At 68.2% G+C, this 20,463-nt stretch carries 17 protein-coding genes; 7 read left to right on the top strand and 10 right to left on the bottom strand.

Annotated elements, in window-relative coordinates:
• The first annotated feature begins 3 nt into the window (after window positions 1–3).
• From AC1DSZ_RS01785 to AC1DSZ_RS01770, 4 genes are read left to right on the top strand one after another with little or no spacing between them, the layout of a single operon-like run.
• Entirely contained in the window at window positions 4–1,509 is a 1,506-nt protein-coding gene (locus tag AC1DSZ_RS01785) for an NADH-quinone oxidoreductase subunit M (protein WP_476836682.1), read from the top strand.
• Window positions 1,510–1,519: 10 nt separating this feature from the next.
• On the top strand, window positions 1,520–2,959 hold the full coding sequence (gene nuoN / locus AC1DSZ_RS01780) for an NADH-quinone oxidoreductase subunit NuoN (RefSeq protein ID WP_476836681.1): 1,440 nt from the start codon (window positions 1,520–1,522) through the stop codon (window positions 2,957–2,959).
• Between the two features lies 1 nt (window position 2,960).
• Complete coding sequence (locus AC1DSZ_RS01775; RefSeq protein ID WP_476836680.1) at window positions 2,961–3,737, top strand: biotin--[acetyl-CoA-carboxylase] ligase; 777 nt, start codon at window positions 2,961–2,963, stop codon at window positions 3,735–3,737.
• 16 nt (window positions 3,738–3,753) lie between these two features.
• Window positions 3,754–5,421 carry a ribonuclease J gene (locus AC1DSZ_RS01770; RefSeq protein WP_476836679.1) on the top strand — a complete coding sequence of 556 codons (1,668 nt, stop codon included), beginning with the start codon at window positions 3,754–3,756 and terminating at the stop codon, window positions 5,419–5,421.
• A 57-nt stretch (window positions 5,422–5,478) separates the two neighbouring features.
• Here AC1DSZ_RS01770 and AC1DSZ_RS01765 read toward each other — a convergent pair whose 3' ends face one another.
• From AC1DSZ_RS01765 to AC1DSZ_RS01740, 6 genes are all read right to left on the bottom strand, one after another.
• Window positions 5,479–5,994 (bottom strand): BA14K family protein, encoded by a 516-nt coding sequence (locus AC1DSZ_RS01765; RefSeq protein WP_476836678.1) that lies wholly within the window; start codon window positions 5,992–5,994, stop codon window positions 5,479–5,481.
• A 161-nt stretch (window positions 5,995–6,155) separates the two neighbouring features.
• Window positions 6,156–7,448: a four-carbon acid sugar kinase family protein gene (locus AC1DSZ_RS01760; RefSeq protein ID WP_476836677.1), complete on the bottom strand. Its 1,293-nt coding sequence runs from the start codon at window positions 7,446–7,448 to the stop codon at window positions 6,156–6,158.
• The gene (locus AC1DSZ_RS01755) at window positions 7,445–8,716 is read right to left on the bottom strand and encodes a ribulose-bisphosphate carboxylase large subunit family protein (protein WP_476836676.1); all 1,272 of its coding nucleotides are present in this window, start codon (window positions 8,714–8,716) and stop codon (window positions 7,445–7,447) included. Before AC1DSZ_RS01755 ends, AC1DSZ_RS01760 begins: the two co-directional genes overlap by 4 nt.
• Window positions 8,717–8,725: 9 nt before the next feature.
• A complete protein-coding gene (locus AC1DSZ_RS01750; protein WP_476836675.1) occupies window positions 8,726–9,265 on the bottom strand; it encodes a VOC family protein in 540 nt (179 codons plus the stop codon).
• A 22-nt stretch (window positions 9,266–9,287) separates the two neighbouring features.
• A complete protein-coding gene (locus tag AC1DSZ_RS01745) occupies window positions 9,288–11,177 on the bottom strand; it encodes a TRAP transporter large permease (RefSeq protein WP_476836674.1) in 1,890 nt (629 codons plus the stop codon).
• A gap of 29 nt (window positions 11,178–11,206) precedes the next feature.
• Window positions 11,207–12,226: a TRAP transporter substrate-binding protein gene (locus AC1DSZ_RS01740; RefSeq protein ID WP_476836673.1), complete on the bottom strand. Its 1,020-nt coding sequence runs from the start codon at window positions 12,224–12,226 to the stop codon at window positions 11,207–11,209.
• Between the two features lie 115 nt (window positions 12,227–12,341).
• On the opposite strand from AC1DSZ_RS01740, the gene AC1DSZ_RS01735 reads away from it, so the two are divergent.
• Window positions 12,342–13,427 (top strand): LacI family DNA-binding transcriptional regulator, encoded by a 1,086-nt coding sequence (locus AC1DSZ_RS01735; RefSeq protein WP_476836672.1) that lies wholly within the window; start codon window positions 12,342–12,344, stop codon window positions 13,425–13,427.
• 127 nt (window positions 13,428–13,554) lie between these two features.
• A complete protein-coding gene (locus tag AC1DSZ_RS01730) occupies window positions 13,555–15,417 on the top strand; it encodes an ABC transporter ATP-binding protein/permease (RefSeq protein ID WP_476836671.1) in 1,863 nt (620 codons plus the stop codon).
• Between the two features lie 59 nt (window positions 15,418–15,476).
• On the opposite strand, the gene hspQ is transcribed toward AC1DSZ_RS01730, so the two are convergent.
• The 3 genes from hspQ to AC1DSZ_RS01715 form a co-directional block, all read right to left on the bottom strand.
• Complete coding sequence (gene hspQ, locus AC1DSZ_RS01725) at window positions 15,477–15,806, bottom strand: heat shock protein HspQ (protein WP_188518017.1); 330 nt, start codon at window positions 15,804–15,806, stop codon at window positions 15,477–15,479.
• Between the two features lie 72 nt (window positions 15,807–15,878).
• Window positions 15,879–16,919, bottom strand: coding sequence for an HpcH/HpaI aldolase/citrate lyase family protein (locus AC1DSZ_RS01720; protein ID WP_476836670.1), 1,041 nt, complete (start codon window positions 16,917–16,919; stop codon window positions 15,879–15,881).
• A 93-nt stretch (window positions 16,920–17,012) separates the two neighbouring features.
• A complete protein-coding gene (locus tag AC1DSZ_RS01715; RefSeq protein ID WP_476836669.1) occupies window positions 17,013–17,933 on the bottom strand; it encodes a lysophospholipid acyltransferase family protein in 921 nt (306 codons plus the stop codon).
• Window positions 17,934–18,147: 214 nt separating this feature from the next.
• On the opposite strand from AC1DSZ_RS01715, the gene AC1DSZ_RS01710 reads away from it, so the two are divergent.
• On the top strand, window positions 18,148–19,110 hold the full coding sequence (locus AC1DSZ_RS01710) for an AEC family transporter (RefSeq protein ID WP_476836668.1): 963 nt from the start codon (window positions 18,148–18,150) through the stop codon (window positions 19,108–19,110).
• Window positions 19,111–19,185: 75 nt separating this feature from the next.
• Here AC1DSZ_RS01710 and AC1DSZ_RS01705 read toward each other — a convergent pair whose 3' ends face one another.
• Window positions 19,186–20,373: a UbiH/UbiF family hydroxylase gene (locus AC1DSZ_RS01705; protein ID WP_476836989.1), complete on the bottom strand. Its 1,188-nt coding sequence runs from the start codon at window positions 20,371–20,373 to the stop codon at window positions 19,186–19,188.
• Between the last annotated feature and the right edge of the window lie 90 nt (window positions 20,374–20,463).

Here is a 20,463-nt window from a genome sequence, read left to right as displayed (position 1 = left end):
ATGATGTCCCACCTGCTCACGGGCCTCCTCGTCCTGCCGCTCGCCGGCGCGCTGTTCGTCCTGATCACGCGCGACGACACGGAAGCCGGCCAGAAGAACATCCGCTGGATCTCGCTGCTGGCGACGGTCGCGACCTTCCTGCTGTCGCTGGTGGCCTGGGGGCGCTTCGACATCGCCAATCCGGCTTTTCAGCTGGTGGAAGACGGCTCCTGGCTGTCCGAGACGATCCGCTTCAAGCTCGGCGTCGATGGCTTCTCGATGCCGTTCGTCATGCTGACCACGTTCCTGATGCCGTTCTGCATCGTGGCGTCGTGGGTTTCGGTCGAGAAGCGCATCAAGGAATACTTCATTGCCTTCCTGGTGCTCGAAACGCTGATGATCGGCGTCTTCGCGTCGCTCGATCTCGTGCTGTTCTACGTCTTCTTCGAGGCCGGCCTGATCCCGATGTTCCTGATCATCGGCATCTGGGGCGGAAAGCGGCGCATCTACGCCAGCTTCAAGTTCTTCCTCTATACGCTGCTCGGCTCGCTGCTGATGCTGGTCGCCATCATGGCGATGTACTGGGACGCGGGCACCACCGACATCCCGACGCTGCTGGCGCACAAGTTCCCGCACGGCATGCAGTTCTGGCTGTGGCTCGCCTTCTTCGCCTCGTTCGCGGTGAAGATGCCGATGTGGCCTGTGCACACCTGGCTCCCCGACGCGCATGTCGAGGCGCCGACGGCCGGCTCGGTGATCCTGGCCGCGATCCTGCTGAAAATGGGCGGCTACGGCTTCATCCGGTTCTCGATCCCGATGTTCCCGGATGCGTCGCTCTATTTCGCGCCTTTCGTCTTCGCGCTGTCAGTGATCGCGATCGTCTACACGTCGCTGGTCGCCCTGATGCAGGAGGACATGAAGAAGCTCATCGCCTATTCGTCCGTGGCGCATATGGGCTTCGTCACCATGGGCCTGTTCACCCTGACGCCGCAGGGCATCCAGGGCGCGATGTTCCAGATGGTGAGCCACGGCATCGTGTCGGGCGCGCTCTTCCTGTGCGTCGGCGTCGTATACGACCGCATGCATACCCGTGACATCGCGGCCTATGGCGGTCTCACGGACCGTATGCCCCGCTACGCCGTCGCCTTCATGGTGTTCACCATGGCGAATGTCGGCCTGCCGGGCACCTCGGGCTTCGTTGGCGAGTTCCTGACGCTGCTGGGCGCGTTCCGGGCCAATACCTGGGTGGCTTTCATCGCCACCACGGGGGTGATCCTGTCGGCCTGCTATGCGCTCTGGCTGTTCGCCCGCGTGATGTTCGGCCCCTTCGAGAAGCCGAGCCTCAAGGGCATGCTGGACCTGTCGCCGCGCGAGATCGGCTTGCTGGTTCCGCTGATCCTGCTGACGATCTACTACGGCGTGCATCCGGCCCCCGTGCTGGACGCCTTCGCGGCTTCCACCGACTCCCTGCTGAAGACCACGCAGGCTGCGCTCGGCGCCGCTGCGAAAACCGCCGCCCTGGCGCACTGAGGACCGTTCGATGCCTGGATTGACAGCCGCCGTTCCGGCATTGGGCCTCGCGCTGCCGGAGATCATCCTGGCCATCGGGGCGCTCGCCCTGGTGCTGCTCGGAGCCATCCGGGGCGACCGGTCCGTCGGGCTGATCAACGGCCTGGCGCTGGCGTTGCTGGTCGTGGTCGGTGTTCTGGTGATGACCCGCACCGGCCGCGCCGTTACGTTCAACGGCTCCTTCGTGCAGGACGACTTCGCCAAGTTCATGAAGATCGCGGCCATCATCGGCTCGGCCGTGGCGCTCGTGATGTCGATCGACTACTGGCGTGACGAGCGCGTGCAGCGCTTCGAGTATCCCATCCTGATCGTGCTCTCGACGATCGGCATGATGATGATGATCTCGGCCGGGGATCTGATCGCGCTGTATCTCGGCCTCGAGCTGATGAGCCTCGCGCTCTACGTCGTCGCGGCCTTCCACCGGGACAATGTCCGCGCCACCGAGGCGGGCCTGAAATACTTCGTGCTCGGGGCGCTCTCGTCCGGGATGCTGCTCTACGGCGCGTCGCTGGTCTATGGGTTCACGGGCTCGGTCTCGTTCGGCGGCATCGCGGCGGCGCTGAAGGACAACGGCTCCACCGGCGTGGTGTTCGGCCTCGTCTTCGTGATGGCGGGCCTTTGCTTCAAGATCTCGGCCGTTCCGTTCCACATGTGGACCCCGGACGTCTATGAGGGCGCGCCCACGCCCGTGACGGCGTTCTTCGCCGCCGCGCCCAAGATGGCCGCCATGGCGCTGGCCGTGCGCGTCGTGATCACGGCGTTTCCCGGCATCCTGTCGCAGTGGCAGCAGATCATCGTGTTCGTGGCGATCGCCTCCATGGCGCTCGGCGCCTTCGCGGCGATCGGCCAGCGCAACATCAAGCGCCTGATGGCCTACTCGTCGATCGGCCACATGGGCTTCGCGCTGGTGGGTCTCGCGGCCGGCACCACGGACGGCGTCCAGGGCGTCGCCATCTACATGGCGATCTACCTCGTGATGACGCTCGGCACTTTCGCCGTGATCCTGTCGATGCGCCGCGCCGACGGCTATGTGGAGACTATCGAGGATCTCGCCGGCCTCGGCCACACGTCCCCGGGCACGGCCTTCGTGTTCGCGATGCTAATGTTCTCGCTGGCCGGCATCCCGCCGCTCGCGGGCTTCTTCGCCAAGTGGTACGTGTTCGCGGCGGCCGTGAACGCCCACCTCTACACGCTGGCGGTGATCGGCGTGCTGACCAGCGTGGTGAGCACCTATTACTACCTGCGCATCGTCAAGATCATGTATTTCGACGAGCCCGCCGAGGCTTTCGAGCCCATGGCGCCGACGCTGAAGATCGTCTCCGGGCTGTCCGGCGCCTTCATCCTGCTGTTCTGGCTCTGGCCGGCGCCGCTGGTCTCGGCCGCCACGGCCGCCGCCAAGTCGCTGTTCTGACGTGCAACTGGGCCGGACCGCGCAAGCATCCCGTTACCGGGTCGAGGCTTTCGAAAGCCTCGGGTCCACCAACGACGAAGCCATGGCCCGCGGTCGCGCCGGCGACGCCGGCCGGTTGTGGGTCGTGGCGCGCGAGCAGGGGCAGGGCAGGGGCCGCAATGGCCGGGTCTGGTCCTCTCCGCCGGGCAACCTCTATTGCAGCCTCCTCCTGCGCGCGCCGTGCCAACCGGCCCTGGCGCCACAAATCGGCTTCGTGGCCGGCGTCGCGCTGCATCGGGCGGTCTCGGCCGTTTCGGCGGTGTCGCCCGGCAGGCTGGCGCTGAAGTGGCCGAATGACCTGCTGCTGGATCGCGCCAAGCTCGCCGGCATCCTCGTGGAAGGCTCCATGGCGCCCGGCGGCGACCTGACGGTCGTGATCGGGATCGGCGTCAACGCAGCGCACAACCCCACCGACACGCCCTATCCGGCGACGAATCTGGGGGCCAAGGGCCTGCCCGTGGGTGTCTCGCCCTTGTTCGCGGCGTTGTCTGACATGATGGCCGAGACGCTGGCCCGCTGGGACGCCGGCCGAGGCTTTCAGGCGATCCGCCGCGAATGGCTGGAGCGTGCGGGCGGGCTCGGCGAAGCCGTCACGGTGCGGCGTCCTGACGGCGAAAGGCGCGGCATCTTCGTGGACCTCGACCCCGATGGTCGTTTGCTCCTCGACGAGGGGACACGTAGGGTTGCGATCGAAGCGGGCGATGTCTTCCTGACAGCCCTGCAGAATGAATTTCAATGAACCGGAGAGTTGCATAATGGCGTTGGGCGACGACGAACTCGTCTTCGTGCCTTTGGGCGGTTTGGGCGAGATCGGCATGAACGCCGCCCTTTACGGCTTCGGCCCGAAGGGCCGCCGCAAATGGATCATGGTGGATTGCGGGGTCGCCTTCGCGGGCGACGACCTGCCGGGCATCGACCTCCTGATGCCGGACATCCGCTTCCTGGAGCAGAACCGCAAGGACCTGCTCGGCATCATCATCACGCACGCGCATGAGGACCACATCGGCGCGCTGACGGATTTGTGGCCGCGGCTGCAAGTGCCGGTCTTCGCGACGCGCTTCGCCGCGAACCTGCTCGAGGTGCGGCGCTTCAACGATCAGGGCCGCAAGGTGCCTATGACCGTGATCGACCGCGGCGGCACGATCAATCTCGGGCCGTTCGCGGTCGAAATCATCGGGATGGCGCATTCCATTCCGGAATCCTGCGCGCTGGCGATCCGCACGCCGGCCGGCGTGGCGCTGCACACGGGCGACTGGAAGATCGATCCCACCCCGGGCGCGAGCTGGATCACGGACGAGAAGCGCCTGCGCGAGCTCGGCGACGAGGGCGTGCTCGCCCTCATCTGCGACAGCACCAACGTGGTGCGCGGCGGCGAGAGCCCGTCGGAGGCCGATGTCGGCAAGTCGCTGACCGAGATTATCGGGGCGGCGAAGAACCGCGTCGCGGTGACCACCTTCGCGTCCAACGTGGCGCGCATCCGCGCCGTCGCGGAGGCCGCCCTCGCCAATGGCCGCGAATGCATCGCGATCGGCCGCGCCATGGACCGGGTGATCCAGGTGGCGACGGAGTGCGGCTACCTCGACGGCCTGCCGCCCTTCCGCGGCACGGACGCCTATGGCTACCTGCCGCGCGACAAGGTCGTGGCGCTGCTCACCGGCAGCCAGGGCGAGCCCCGCGCCGCGCTGGCGCGCGTGGCCGAGGACCAGCATCCGGACGTGGCGCTGGCGTCGGGCGACCTCGTGATCCTGTCGTCACGGACCATTCCGGGCAACGAGAAGGCCGTCGGCCGCATCGTCAATTCGCTGATCCGCAGTGGCGTCGAGGTGATCACCGACCGCACCCACATGGTGCACGTGTCGGGCCATCCCCGCCGCGGCGAGCTGGAGCGGATGTATTCGTGGGTTCGCCCCCAGGTCGCCGTGCCGGTGCACGGGGAGCCGCTGCATCTCGACGAGCACGCCAAGCTGGCCCGCTCGCTGAACGTGCCGCAGGTGGTGGTGGCCAAGGACGGCGACATGGTGCTGCTCGGCCCTGGCAAGGCCGGCGTCGTCGACGAGGTGCCGTATGGCCGGCTGTTCAAGGATGGCGACCTGCTGATCAGCGCAGGCGAATCCACGGTCCAGGAACGCCGGCGCCTGTCCTTTGCGGGCGTCGTCTCGGTCGCGATCGCGATCGACGGTCGTGGCGATCTGGTCGGCGATCCGGGCTTCGAGATCACCGGTCTGCCGCAGAAGACCCGCACCGGCGAGCCTTTCGAGGACGTGATCGACGACGCCATCGTGAACGTCCTGCGCAGCTTGCCCAAGCAACGCCGCCGGGACGCCGACCTGGTCGAGAACGCGGTGGAGCGCGCGGTGCGCGGCGCGGTCGGCGAGGCGTGGGGCAAGAAGCCCACCGTGCATGTTCACGTGGTGGTGGTCTGACGCGCGAAAGCGGTCAGGCCCGATCGGCCTGACCGTGTCTCTCTACTAATTTGATCGTCAGCGGACGCGGCACTCGCGGATGCGGCCGTCGTAAGCGCGGTAGGTCTGGGTGGCCGGGTCGAAGCTGCGGAAATATCCGCAGCCGGCGGCTCCCGCGGTGCGCTTGTTGGACGTCCGGCGGCTCGGCGCGACCGGCTGCGACAGTTCCTCGGAGGCGTCGTTGAGCGTGCCGGTCTCGAGATTGGCGGTCTGGACGCGCGCCTCGGCGGCGGCGCGCGGGGCCGCGATAGGCTGCGGCGACGTGGACGCGGCCGTGGAGATCGGCGTAGCCGCCGAGACCTGCCGGGGAGCGTCCTTGTCGACGGTCGGGGTGGAGCGGAGCGCGGCCGTCGCGAGAGGCGCGGGCGCGCGGGAATAGGTTGGGCCGATCTTGTCGGCCTGGGCGAGCGGCGCGGCGCTTGGCGGCAGGCGGGTGACGACTGCGAGGTAGCCCAACCCGACGGCGCACACCGCCAGGATCAACAAGGCCAGTACGCGGCAGACGTCCACGATACCAGTCAGGACGTTTCGCATCGTCAGGTGCTCCCAAGTATTCCAGCAGTGATCGCGTTCGCTGATCTGTCGGCGATTAAACTGAATGGGGAGCGCACGGTTCCTGACGGAGCAGCGTTTTTCGTTGACAACGACCTGGCGTGAATAGCGGCGCCCCGCGGCAAGCACCGCGGGCTCTCGCGTTAACGGCCGGCGAAATCGTCGAAGAGCGTCTCGGCGCCCATCTGGCCGCCCTTGAGCATCAGCTCGAGACCGTCGAGCGCCGGCTCGTCGAACCGGGCCCGGCACACGGCGACGCCCGGCGGCATCGTGGCGATGTGCTGGAGCGCCCAGGGCCGGAGCGCTTTTACGGCCTGGCTCGACGTGTCGCCGCCGGCCACGCCAAGCCGCCGCACCGGCGCGCGCGCGATGACGTCAGCGACGAAGCGCGCGCTCGCGGCCGCGACTGCGGCCGGGTCCAGGGCGCCTGGCTGCGTTTCGCCATCCTGAGGGGCCGTCACGGCGAGGACATTGCGGCCGGCGCCCAGCAATGCGGCGACTTGCGCCACCACCCGCTCGCGATAGGCGTCGCTGGCCACGAGGCTCTCGGCGTCGATGCTGACCCGCTCATAGGCTCGTGCGGCCGCCACCTGGCGTCGGGTGACCGGGGAGAGGCTGCCGGCCAGCACGAACACCGGCCCGGACGCCGGGCCGAGCGGCTGGGCGCTCACGGCCTCTGCCCCCCAGGCCGCCGCGAGCGCCTGTGCGACGCTGCTCGCGCCCACGGCCAGCAGCGGCGCAGCCTCGGCCGCCGCCCAGATCGCCGGGCCGATCATGGCGAGATCGTCAGGGCGGGAGACGTCCAGCAGCACGCCGTCGGGATGGCCGACGGCGCTCGCGGCGAGACTGCGCCCGAGCGCCTCCGCTCCGGCCAAGTAGGCCGGGTAGTCGATCCGCCCCATCCGCTCCAACCCCTGCGCGGCGAGATGGCGTGCGAGGTCGGCTTCGGCCATCGGGGTCACCGGGTGGCGCGCCATCGTGGGGTGGCGGTCGATGCGGTGCACGGGGCCGTCCGCGCCGGCCCGGGCGAAGAGGTTGCCGAACACGCAAAAGCGGCCAAGGCTCGGCTGACCGCCAAGGATGGGAACCAGCGGGTTGGGCGCATGCGGCCGCAGCGCCCGCACGGCTGCGCCGATGCTGCCCACACGCGGGGCGCTGTCGAAGGTGGAGCAGCACTTGTAGTGCAGCACCCGCGCGCCGCTGCGGGCGAAGAAGACGCCCACCGGCGCGAGTTCCGCCGTCATTTCGTCCGGCGCCATGGCGCGGGCCGCGCCCGCGATGCCGACGGCGTCCAGCGGACCGGCGGCGGCGAGCCGCTCCGGGGAGGGGACGTCCAGGAAGAGCAGAGCGCGCAGGCCGAACCCGGCCAGCGTCGCCAACGTGTCGGTCGCGCCCGTGAAGTCGTCGCCGTACCAGACGAGGCGCGGCGCGCTCACGCCTTGGCTCCGAAGAACGCCAGCGCCCGCGCGAGCTCGGGCCGCGAGTGGGCGGCGTCCGCCAGCGTCTCGCCCGCCTGCACGGCCTCCCAGGCCTGGCGAATGCTGGCCACGCCGGCGGCCGGACCATCGGGATGCGCCATGACGCCGCCGCCGGACATGAACAGGAGGTCGGGGTTTCGAACCGCCGCCCAGGTGGCCGGAACCGTGCCGGCCCATTGGCCGGATGAGAAGGCCGGCATCACGGCGTCGTCCGCGCCGTCAGCCAGCGGCTGCAGGCAGGCCCGGGCGCTCTCGACCACTTCCTCGTCCGTCTGGGCGAACTTTCCGTTCAGCCCATGGACGTGCATGTGGTCGACGCCGGCGAGGCGCCAGAGCGCCTGGTAGGCGTCGAAGCCGATGCCGAGCAGCGGCGCGCGCGACAGCGCTCCGAAGCCGTTGCGGTGACCGTGGAGCGCCAGCCCGGTGCTCCGGCGCAGCGTCTGGATGGCCGAGAAGCCGCACCAGTTCAGGCTGGCCATCACGCAGGTTCCGCCTTCGCGCTCCACGAGGTCGGCGTGGCGCAGCATGGCGTCGGTTTCGTCCGTGATGTTGAACGCCACCATCACGCGCTTGCCGGTCCGCTCCTGGTGCACCCGCACGGCCGCCATCACGGCCGGCACGCGCTGCGCCAAGGGCGCATGCGCCGGATCGGCGCAGATCTCGTCGTCCTTGATGAAGTCGAGCCCGGCGGCGCAGAGCTGCCCCACCAGCGCGGCCGTCTCGTCCGGCGAGAGCCCGACATTGGGCTTGATGATAGAGCCGACCAGCGGTCCCTCCGCGACGCCGGTCAGGCGCCGCGTCCCGGCGACGCCCTGGGCCGGCCGGTCGAAGAGCGCCCGATAGGCCAGCGGCACGCGCATGCTCTCCAGCCGCATGCCGGTGACCTCGCCAAGGTCGAACAGGTTGCCGGCCACCGTGGCGGCCAGCGTCGACAGGTTCGCGCCCACATTCACGGTTGGGTAGGCGATCTCGATCCGGGCGCGCCGCCAGGGGCCGTCCCGGCCCTGCCGCTCCAGCCAGCTGTTGGGCAGGCTGGGCGCCTTCGCCGGCTCGAGCTCCTCGATCCGCTCCACCTTGGCGCGCGTGCGGGCCCGCAAGGCGTCCGTCTCGCCATGGACCCGCGTGAAGGTGCCGCTGGATTGCTCGCCCGCCATCACGTCCGCCACGCGGGCGGGGTCGAGCGGCGTCTCGATGAGGTATGTGGCGCGGATCCGGTCGTCGCTCATCGCGGCGGCTCAGAGCTTCGACAGGTCGGGGAAGGGGCGCACCGGGTCCTTGCCGTCCCAGCCCTCGGAGGCTTCCCGGATCATCTTGAACATCTTGCCCTTGGGGCCGGCCACTTCCGAGAGCTCAATCACCGTGCCGGGGTGGTACTCGGTGTCGAAATACACGAAGCGACCGCGCTCGCCGACTTCGCCGCTCATCACGGCCTTGAAGCCCTGTTCTGTCAGGCGCGCCAGGTCGGCGTCGTAGTTCTCCGTCCAGTAGGCGACGTGCTGCAGGCCGGTGTTCCCAGCGCGGAGGAAGTCGCGATACATGGAGGGCGCATCGTTGCGGGTCTGGATCAACTCCATCTGGAGCTGCCCGGAATTGGCCAGCGCGACCGAGTTGTGAACCTCGTAGGGCTCGCCGCGATAGGTGTAGTTCACGATCGGGACGCGCGGATTGTAGAACCACGGCCCGATGCCGAGCACCCGGCTCCAGTAGTCCATGGCGGCCTCGATGTCGTTGACGACATAACCGGCCTGGCGGATCTCGCCGAAAAAGCGGCTCATGATGAGCTCCTGCTTGAGAGGGTCAGAATTTGAGGAAGCCGGTGGAGAGCCACGGGAAGGCGGCCACGATCACGAGGCCGACCAGCAGGGCCGCCACATAGCCCCAGACGTAGCGAAGGCCTTCGTCCGGGTTCACCTTGGAGATCGCGCAGGCGCCGTAGTAGCCGACGCCGAAAGGCGGGGCGAAGAGGCCGATACCCATCGCGAAGATCACCACCATGGCGTAGTGCACCTCGTGCACGCCGGCCTGCTTGGCGATCGGGAACAGCAGGGGGCCGAACAGCACGATGGCGGGGATGCCTTCCAGCACGCTGCCGAGGATCACGAAGGCGACGATCGAGATGGCCAGGAAGCCATAGGCTCCGCCCGGGATGGCGCCCATCAGCCGGGCGAGGTCCTGCGAGAAGCCGGACTGGGTCAGACCCCAGGCCATTCCGGTCGCGCAGCCGACGATCAGGATGATCGCGCCCGTGAGCGAGGCGGTTTCCACCAGCATCGGGCGCAGGCGACGCCACTCGAAGCGGCGGTAGATGAGGAGCCCCGCCAGCGCGGCGTAGACGATGCCGATTGTGGAGACCTCCGTGGCGGTCGCGACGCCTTCCACCACGGCCGCGCGGATCACGAAGGGCAGCAGGATCGCCGGCAGGGCGATCACCAAGAGGCGGGCGAGTTCCTTGCCGGCCGGCCGCCGCACGTGGCTCAGGTCCTCGTGGCGGTAGCGGCGCCAGACGACGAAGCACAAGCATGCGCCGAGCACGAGGGCCGGCACCATGCCGCCAGTGAACAGGGCCGCGATGGAGACGCCCGTGACCGAGCCGATCGTGATCAGCACGATGGAGGGCGGGATCGTCTCGGTCTGCGCGCCGGTCGCCGAAAGGAGCGCGACGAGATCGCCGGGAGGCGCGCCGCGCTTGCGCATTTCGGGAAACAGCACCGGCGCGATGGCGGCCATGTCGGCGATCTTGGACCCCGAGATGCCGGAAACGAGGTACATCGCGCCGATGAGCACATAGGAGAGCCCGCCACGCACGTGGCCGAGCAGGCCGGCGAGGAACTGGATCATGGCGCGCGCCATGCCCGTCATCTCGATCAACGCGCCGAGGAAGATGAACAGCGGCACCGCCAGCAGGATCAGGTGCGACATGCCCTCGTCGAGCCGGCCCACCAGCACGGGCAGCGGCGTCGAGGTGCTGAGCGCCAGGTAGCCGAAGGTGGCCAGGCCGAACGAGAACGCGATGGGCACGCCGGCGAACACGTTGGTGGCTACCACGCCGACAAAGAAGATCACGAGGTTCGCCTGCCCGAGCGGCTTGAACACCGGGCCGGCGAGCCAGAACAGGGCGATCAGCCCGACCGTGATGGCGAGCGCGGTCGCGGTCGTCCGGAGCGAGCCTAGCCGCAGCAGGCGCGCCGCGCCTGCGACGAGCATCAGGCCGAGGCCGACCGGAAGGGCCGACGCGCGCCAGGCGTTGCTGATCTCCAGCGCGGGCGTGACGATGAAGGCTTCATCCTGCGCGTATTCCACCGCCGGGTGGATCACCAGCACCAGAAAGGCGAGCGACGCCGTGATGGTGAGCGTCTCCAGGAGTTCGCGCGCCTTGGGGCCGACGCGGCTCACCAGCCCGGTCATCCGCATGTGCTCCCCGCGCCGGAGCGCCACGACGGCGCCCAGCATCGAGAGCCACAGGAACAGGATGGAGGCGAGCTCGTCCGACCAGACGAGCGGCTTGTGGAAGACGTAGCGGGCCAGCACGCCCGCCAGCAGGATGCCGATCTCCAGCACGAGGAGGACCGCGGCGGCGCTCTCCACCAGCGTTCCCAGGCCACGCTCGACGGTTTCGGCCAGGCGGGCAGGGCGCGTCGTCGGGACGGCGACGGGCGCCGTCCCATAGTCGGCTCCATGCGCGGACATGGAATGCTCCTCGGTGCGTTGGGTTTGGATCAGGCGAGCTTGCCGACGGCGCTTTCCAGCAGCGCCCAGGCGTCGTCGCCGAAGCGGCCCTTCCACTCCGCGTAGAAGCCGCTGTCGCGCAGCTTGGCGCGGAAGCTCTCCGGGGCCGGGTGGTTGAAGGCCAGGCCCTTGCTCTGCAGGTCGGCCTGCACGGTCTCGTTCAGGCCCTTGATGTCCTCGCGCTGCTTGACGCCGGCCTCGTTGATCGCCGTGGCGACGATCTTCTGCAGGTCGGGCGGCAGGCCGGCCCAGGAGCGGCCATGGGCGATGAACCAGAACCCATCCCAGATGTGGTTACTGGTGGCGCAGAACTTCTGCACCTCATAGAGCTTCGCCACCTGGATGATCGGCAGCGGGTTTTCCTGCGCGTCCACGATGCGGGTCTGCAGCGACGAGTAAACCTCGCTGAACTGCAGGCTGGTGGGCGAGGCGCCCAACGCCTTGAACATCGAGATGGAGAGCGGGCTCACGGGCACGCGGATCTTCAGCCCGTCCATGTCGGCGGCCGACTGGATCTGCTTGGCGCCCGTGGTCATCTGGCGGAAGCCGTTGTCCCACATCTTCTCGAAGGCGTAGAGGCCGACCTTGCCGATGGCGTCGCGCACATGCTGGCCGAGCTTGCCGTCCATGGCGGCCCAGACCTGGTTGTAGTCCGCGAAGGCGAAGCCGACCGCATTGATGGCCGCCACCGGCACCAGCGTGGCGATCACCAGCGCCGAGGGCGTGAAGAACGTGATGCCGCCGCTGCGCACCTGCGCGAGCATGTCAGTGTCGCCACCGAGCTGGTTGTTCGGGAAGATCTTGATCTCGACCCGGCCGTTCGTTTCCTTAGCGATGCGGTCGGCCGCCTCCTGGGAGCGCACGTTCAGCGGGTGGGTCAGCGGGAGATTGTTGCCGTACTTGAACGAGAACTCCGCCGCGCGCGCGATCGCGGGCATTCCGGCGACAAAGCCGGCGGCCGGAACGGCCGAAAGCGTCTGCAGCAGCGTACGGCGGGTGAGCCCAGTCATGACGTTTCTCCCGTGATCGAATTTGATGCGTTCGATGTTTATTGTGCGTTCGATGTAGCCAGCGACGGCAAAGCGCGTCAAACTGCATTCCTGATTGTTTTTGATGTGATCTGTGATGGACGAGCGCGTTTTTGAAGCCGGGGTCGACGGTTCGGATGCAGATGAGCAGCGCGCCCGCAAGGGCAGGGCGGCCCGCATTCCGGATATCGCAAGGCTTTCGGGGGCCAGCACCGCCACGGTGGACCGGGTGCTCAACCGGCGTCCGGGCGTGCGGCCCGCGACCATCCAGCGCGTGCTGAAGGCCGCGGCCGAGCTCGACTACCTGCCGGATGAGGAACTCGTCGGCGCTGGCCTGAAGCCGCTGCGCCTCGTGTTCGTGCTGCCGGCCGGGACGAATCGGTTCCTTTCCATGCTGGGCCAGATGATCAAGGGCGCGCAGAACCAGCTTGCGGCCATGAACGTGCGCTGCCAGGTGGAGACGATCCGCAGCTTCAATCCGGAGCTGCTGGCCCAGAGCCTGCGCCAGCATGGCCGCCGGGCGGACGGCGTCGCCTTCATGGCGCTGGAGCATCCCGCCGTTCGCGAGGCCGTGAACGGGCTGGCCGACCAGCGCAAACCCACCGTGACGCTGATCTCCGACATCGCGAGCTCGAAGCGGGTGGCCTATGTGGGCCTCGACAACCGCTCCGTCGGCCGCACGGCGGGCTACCTCATGGCTCGTTTGATCAAGACGCCCGGCAAGGTGGCGATGATCGCCGGCAGCCTGAGCTACCGGGCGCATGAGGAACGCGAGATGGGATTTCTCCACATCTTCGAGGAGAAATATCCGGAGTTCGAGGTCGTGGGCCTGCGCGAGGGGCACGACGACGAAAACAAGAACTACCGGCAGACCAAGATGCTGCTGGCGCGCCACCCGGACCTCGCCGGCATCTACAACATTGGCGGCGGGCCCGAGGGCGTGGCGCGGGCGCTCAAGGAGGTGCGGCGCGATCAGGACATCGTGTTCATCGGCCATGGACTCACGGGCGAGACCCGGGCGCTGCTGATCGACGGGGCGATGGATGCGGTGATCACCCAGAACCCGCAAGCCGCCATGATGAGCTGCGTGAACGTGTTCGCGAACTTGCGCGCCGGGCGCGACCCGCTGCATGGGGTCGATCCGCCTCGGACAGAGGTGTTTTTTCGGGAAAACTTGCCCTGAAACGCCGCGCGGAGCACCCGTGGTGTATTTTTCACCAAATTGACATTTTCACGCCCTCCGCCCCTGAACGCTCGCGCCAGCTTCGGCGTTGCTGCTGAACCTGAAGCGCACCCGGAGCGGCGCACGCATGTCTGAAGCAGAAGTCGACGCCCGTCCGGCGTTGTTTACGAGCGAGCTGGCCGAGCCACCCCGCGCCTCGGCCCGTGAGTTCTGGACCATGGCGTCCGGCTTCTGGCGTGGCGACGCGAAGCGGCAGGCCTGGATCCTGACCGGCGCGATCGGGGCGCTGATCATCCTGAACATTGCCGTGCAATACGGCATCAACCTCTGGAACAAGTACTTCTTCGACGCTCTCGACGCGCGAGACGGCGCCCGGGTCACGCACGCCATCATGCTGTTCGCCGGCCTTGCGGTGGCGGCCGTGACCGCGATGGTCGCGCAGGTGTTCTGCCGCCTGTCGCTGCAGGCGCGCTGGCGCCGCTGGCTGACCGCCTATCTAGCGAGCCTCTGGCTCGAGGGCCGGCGCTTCTACCAGATGAGCATCGCCGCGCCCGAGGTGGACGGGCCCGAGTTCCGCATGACGGACGACGTGAAGATCGCCACCGAGCCGATCGTCGATTTCGCGATCGGGCTCTCCAACGCGGTTCTGATGGCGGCCGTGTTCGTCGGCGTGCTGTGGACGGCGGGCGGCTCCATCGAGGCGTTCGGCATCACGATCCCGGGCTATTTCGTCGCCTGCGCGGCCGCCTATGGCATCCTGACCTCGGGCACGATGGTGTTCCTGGGCCGGCCGCTGATCCGCTACACGGAGAGCAAGAACGCCGCGGAGGCGCAGATCCGCTTCGAGCTGGTGCGCGTGCGCGAGAACTCGGAGAGCATCGCGCTGATCGGCGGCGAGGAGGACGAGGAGCGCGGCATCGGCAGGACGCTGGGCGAGGTCCTGGCGCGCTGGAAGCACGTCGTCCGCCAGCAGGCGCTGATGACGTTCATCATCCACGGCAACACCATCCTGGCGCCCGTGGTGCCGCTGTTGCTCGGCGCGCCGAAATACCTGTCGGGCCAGATGTCTCTCGGTCAGCTCATGCAGATCGCGGCGGCCTTCGTGCAGGTGCAGCTCGCGTTCAACTGGCTCGTGGAGAACTACATCCGCCTGGCCGAGTGGAATGCGTCCGCCAGCCGCGTGGTCGCGCTGTGGCGCACCCTGAAGGCGATGGGACGCGCGCAGGAGACCGAGGAGCGGATCACGATCGGCGAAAGCCCGGACGAGAACCTGCATCTGCACGGCCTCTCGGTGGCGCAGCACAATGGCCGGGTAGTGATCAACGAGGCCGAGGCCGTGTTCGGGCCCGGCGAGAAGGTGCTGATCAAGGGCGAGTCGGGCACCGGAAAGTCGACGCTGATCCGCGCCGTCGCGGGGCTCTGGCCCTGGGGCTCGGGCGAGGTGCTGCTCCCCAAGGGCGCGCGCGTGATGTTCGTTCCGCAGAAGCCCTATGTGCCGAACGGGACCTTGCGGGCTGCGCTGCTCTATCCCGAGGGCGAGACCAGCCGGTCGGACCAGGATCTCGTCGACGCCCTGCATCGCTGCGGCCTCCGGCAGATCGCCAACCGGCTCGACGAGGAGGAGCGTTGGGACAAGCTGCTTTCGGGCGGCGAGCAGCAACGCCTCGCCTTCGCGCGGCTGCTGGTGCACAAGCCTGAGATCATCATCCTGGACGAAGCCACCTCGGCGCTCGACGAGGCCAGCCAGGACACCATGATGTCGCTGTTCCGCAGCGAGCTCTCGGACGCCATGCTGCTCAGCGTCGGGCACCGGCCGTCGCTGGCGGAGTTCCACGACCGCACGGTGGAGCTGGCGCGCAAGCCGACCGGCGCGGAGATGCACGATCCGGATGCGCCCAAGCGCATCAAGCGCGGGCTGGGACGCCTGTTCAAGCGGGGCATGCGACCGCGCCCGTCCGCGGACCCGAGCGAAGAGGCGGAGAACCTGTAGCCGCTCATTCCAGCATCATCCCGCCAACCGGTTTGCACCGGGCGGGATGACGCACCGGCTCAGTTCACGCTGTGCGAGCGGGTCCGGTATTCGCCATTGGGGTCGCGGATGAAGACTTCGTCGACCTGCGGATGCCGGATCGGCTCGCCGGAGGTGTCGGGCAGCAGGTTCTGCTCCGACACGTAGGCGACGTACTCGGTCTCAGCGTTCTCGGCGAAGAGATGGTAGAAGGGCTGGTCCTTGGACGGACGCACGTCCTCGGGAATCGACTCGTACCACTCGTCGGTGTTCGAGAAGCTCGGATCGACGTCGAAGATAATGCCGCGGAACGGGTAAAGCCTGTGCTTCACCACTTGCCCGAGCCCGTACTTCGCCTGCTTTTCTTTCATGACCGCAATCCGATACGCGGGGGCGTCATCAACGTCAATTCAAACGATGAGCGACCGCACGACGCAAGCTCGTCATAGTCCGTAGGCGGCCGCCAGCTCGGCGTCCCCGGCCGCCACCGTGCGGGCGAGGTCGACGATCACCTTGGCCTGCTTCCAGGTCGCGTCGTCCTGCATCTTGCCGTCGATCATCACCGCGCCGCTACCGTCCGGCATGGCGTCGAGGATGCGCTTGGCGAACTTCACCTCCGCGACATCCGGGCTGAACACGCGCTTGGCTATGTCGATCTGGGAGGGATGCAGCGTCCACGCGCCCGCGCAGCCGAGCAGGAAGGCGTTCCGGAACTGCGCCTCGCAGGCGTCCGCATCCGCGAAGTCGCCGAACGGCCCATAGAAGGCCTTCAACCCATTGGCCGCGCAGGCGTCCACCATTTTGGCGATGGTGTAGTGCCACAGGTCCTGCTGGGCGACCGCGCGAGCCTGGCCCTCGACCGGATCGGAGATCACCTTGTAGTCCGGATGGCCGCCGCCGACGCGCGTCGTCTTCATGGCGCGGGACGCCGCGAGGTCGGCCGGCCCGAGGCTCATGCCGTGCATGCGCGGCGAGGCCGCGGCGATGTCCTCGACATTCTTCACACCCTCGGCCGTCTCCAAGATGGCGTGGATCAGGATCGGCTTCTTGACCTGATGGCGCGCCTCCAGCTGCGCAAGCAACTGGTCGAGGTAATGGATGTCCCAGGCGCCTTCGATCTTAGGGGCCATCACGACGTCGAGCTTGTCGCCGATCTCGGCGACGATGCGGGTCAGGTCGTCCAGCACCCAGGGGCTGTTCAGGGCGTTGATGCGGGTCCACAGGCCGGTTCGCCCGAAATCGGTCGCCTTGGCCATGGCGATGAAGCCTTCCCGCGCGGCCTCCTTGGCGTCGAGCGGAATGGCGTCCTCGAGGTTTCCGAGCACGACGTCCACGGTCTGCGCCAGTTCGGGAACCTTGTTCCGCACCTTCTCAATGTGCGGCGGCACGAAGTGGATCATCCGCTCCAGCCGCACCGGCAATTCGCGAAAGGGCTCGGGCGCGCCAATCGCGAGGGGGCGGTAAAAATTGCGCGCGAGCTTCATGGCGTTCTCCGTTGAACGACGATCATTGTGCAGTGCAATAGCAGGGGCGTCGAGCCCCGGCGATCCGCCGTATGGCGGAGACAACCGCGTCTGCTAGCCCCAGCGCCGGTGCGCCCACATCCACTGGCCGGGGTTCTCGCGAATGAAGCGCTCGAAGCAGGCGTGGATCGCGGCCGTGGTCGCCTCGATATCGGCGTCCCGGTTTCCCGTGGACTGCACCGGAAGGAGTTCGCCGGTGATCCTGAAACGCGCGCCGCCCAGGCGGACCACGCGTCCGGCGACGAGCGGCGCGCCCATGGAGCAGGCCAGAAACGCCGGAAACGGGGTGGACGGGGCAGGGCGCCCGAAAAACGGCACGGCCACGCCCCGCATCTCGCGCAGGTCGGCCAGCAGCGCCACGCCGTGGCCCTGGCGCAAGACCCGTCGCAGCTTCAGGACGGCGTCGTTGCCCTTCGTGAACAGGCCTTGTGGATAATAAGGCTCCCGCAGCCCGGTCACGTAGCGGTCGACGAGCGGGTTCTTCAGTCGCTGGTAGACGCCCGCGACGCGTCCGCCTGCCTGCAGGGCCGCGATGCTGGCGACCTCCCAGTTGCCCATGTGCGGGCAGGCGAGCACGCAGCCGCGCGGCGAGCGCACCGCCTCCAGCACCTCGGGCGACAGGTCGAGCGCGATGCGGGACGGATCGCTCTGGATGGTTCGCAGGTGAAACGCCTCCGCGAAGGTGCGGCCCAGCCCATCCCACATCTGGTCCAGCACGGCGGCGCGTTCCCGGGCGCTCAGCTCGGGCATGGAGGCGGCAAGGTTGCGCTCGGCCCGCGCATGGCGGCGAAGATGCGGCGCGACCGTGCGCCAGATCCACCCCGACAGGCTGGAGGCGACATCCACCGGCAGCGCGCCGAAAAGGGCGGCGACGATCCGGAAGCCCCAATATTCGAGCCGCGTCAGAATCCCGAACGGTCCCAGCATCCGTCCGCTGAGCGTACCGTCCCGCACCGCCCGTTCATCAGCCCGCACGTCTTCGCCTCGCCGCAATGCGCTGGGGCTAGCACGCCGGTGCGGTTCCCGGAAGCGCGACATCCGTTGGGCTGGGGATCAGCGGTTTGCCAAAGGCAGCCGCGCGGTTCGCGAGGGGCAGCACGGCGCAGCGTCGGGACGAGAGATGTTGCCATCGGGCATGCTGCGCCGTAGAGCCAATGCCGGCCGATCCGTCCGTCGACAAGGAGCCCAGGTGTCGAGCGTCGTCTCCCTTGCGCTGCCGTTCTTCGGGCTCATCTTCCTTGGCTATTTCTGCGGCAAGCTCCTGAAATATCCGGAGGCCGGGCTGCAGTGGATGAACTTCTTCATCGTCTACCTCGCACTGCCGGGCCTGTTCTTCAAGCTGATCTCGGCCGCGCCGCTGGAGCAGTTGTCGAACTGGCCCTATGTGCTCGGCACCACGGCCTCGACGTTCCTGGCCTTCGCGCTGGCCTTCACCGTGGGCATGCTGACCACGCGCGGCGATTTCCGCCAATCGGCCGTGCAGGGCGTCGCGGGCGGCTACGCCAATGTGGGCTATATGGGCCCGGGCCTCACCATCGCGGCGCTAGGGCAGGGGGCCATCGTCCCCACCGCGCTGATCTTCGTGTTCGACAACATCCTGCTGTTCACGCTCGTGCCGTTCCTCATGGCGCTGGGCGGGAAGGGGGAGATGAACCTCGCGCAAACCGCCTGGTACGTGGTGAAACGGGTCGTGACGCACCCATTCAACATCGCGACCGCGGTGGCGATCGGGGCCGCCTACGCGCATTTCGAGCCGCCGGTCTGGCTCGACACGATGCTCACCTTCTTGAAGAACGCCGCCGCGCCGTGCGCGCTGTTTACGATGGGCGTCACGGTGGCGCTGCGGCCGGTGAAGCGGCTGCCCGTCGAGACGCCGGCGCTGCTGGTGATCAAGCTCATCATCCACCCGCTGGCGGCCTGGGTGATCCTGTCCTGGATCGGCAATTTCAGCCGCGAGTGGATGTTCACCGCCGTCCTGATGGCGTCGTTGCCGCCGGCCCTGAACGTGTTCGTGATCGCGAACCAGTACAAAACCTACGTGGAGCGGGCCTCCACGGCCATTCTGCTGGGCACGCTGGCGTCCGTGGTCACGGTCACGACGCTGCTGGTGCTGATGGCGGAGGACCGCATTCCCTTCGATCTTTTCCCTTAAATCAGTGAGGGCAGGGCGCTCAATCTTGCGTTGTTCCGCTCTTAATCCTAGCTCATTCCATGCCGGCAAATATGCCTAGGCATTCAGACCGAGACCCTGCCGCATTGCGAAGCGCCGCAGCGGACCTATTGCGGACAGCGCCATCAGGCCAAGCCCGCGCGCCATGTCGACAGGGAGGAAGCCGGCCAGCAGCGAGCGGTTGAGCGCATCCACGGCGGTCGTGCGGGTCGCCACATCGAGCCGGCGCGCACGGTCGAAGGCGGCCAGGCGGGCAGGGGCTCCGGGATCGCTTCCCACCGGCCCGGTCGCCTTGGCGAGCGCCGCGACGTCGCGCAGCCCGAGATTGAGGCCCTGCGCGCCGATGGGCGGGAACACATGCGCGGCCTCGCCGATCACGGCGCAACGTTCGCCCGCAAAGCCGTTCACGGACAAGCCGCTCATCGGCACGGCGCCTCTTGGGCCGTCCACACGCATGCGGCCGAGCATGGATTGCGCCTGCCGCTCGACCGCGGCCGCGAAGGCCTCGTCGTCCAGCGCCGCGAGATGCTCGGCGCGGGCAGGCTCCACGAGCCAGACGAGGCTGGATCGATTTCCCTGCATCGGGACGAGCGTGAACGGCCCCTGGCGGGTGTGAAACTCCGTCGAGGTATCGTGATGGGGCCGGTCATGCGCCAAAATCGCCGTGAGGGCGGTTTGTGGGTAGCTCCAGCGGCGGGCGCCGATCCCGGCGGCGTCGCGCACGAGGGATTCGCGGCCCTCGGCTCCCACGAGGAGGCTGGCGCGCAGGGTCGCGCCCGTGGCCAGCGTGACCTCGCCGCCATCCTCTCCCAGGCTCACGCGGGTCGCCAGCGCATCGATGCGCGCCAGGCCGGGCCGCCGCGCGGCCGCGTCCGACAGGGCCTCGGTGAGCGCCGCAACCTCGATATTCTGTCCGAACACGTCGAGGCCGAGTTCGCCGGCATGGAAGCTGACGGGCGGCGCCCGAAATAGGCCGCCCGTGTCGTCGATAATCGTCAGCGTGGCGAGCGGCGACGCCAGCGGGGCGAGGGTGCTCCAGACGCCGAGATCGTCCAGGATGCGGAGCGAGCCTTCCATGAGCGCGACGGTGCGGCCATCCCGGCGCGCCGCAGTGGGGCCGACCAGCGCGACGTCCCAGCCCTGGCGGGACAGCGCGATGGCGGCCGCCAACCCCACGGCGCCGCCGCCGACCACCGCGATGTCGACCTGATCGGGAATGGGGTTCTGCAACTGCTGATCAGCCATCTCGACCTCGTGAGCCCCAAGCGCCTCCTGCGCCGTCGCGGCGGTGGGCTCGTGCGTGTGGTCCACCTTGTCCCGCGCCGCCATGATCCC

The sequence above is a fragment of the Alsobacter sp. P4_H11 genome (genome assembly GCF_056400925.1).
This window is presented reverse-complemented; position numbering and strand designations above follow the sequence as displayed.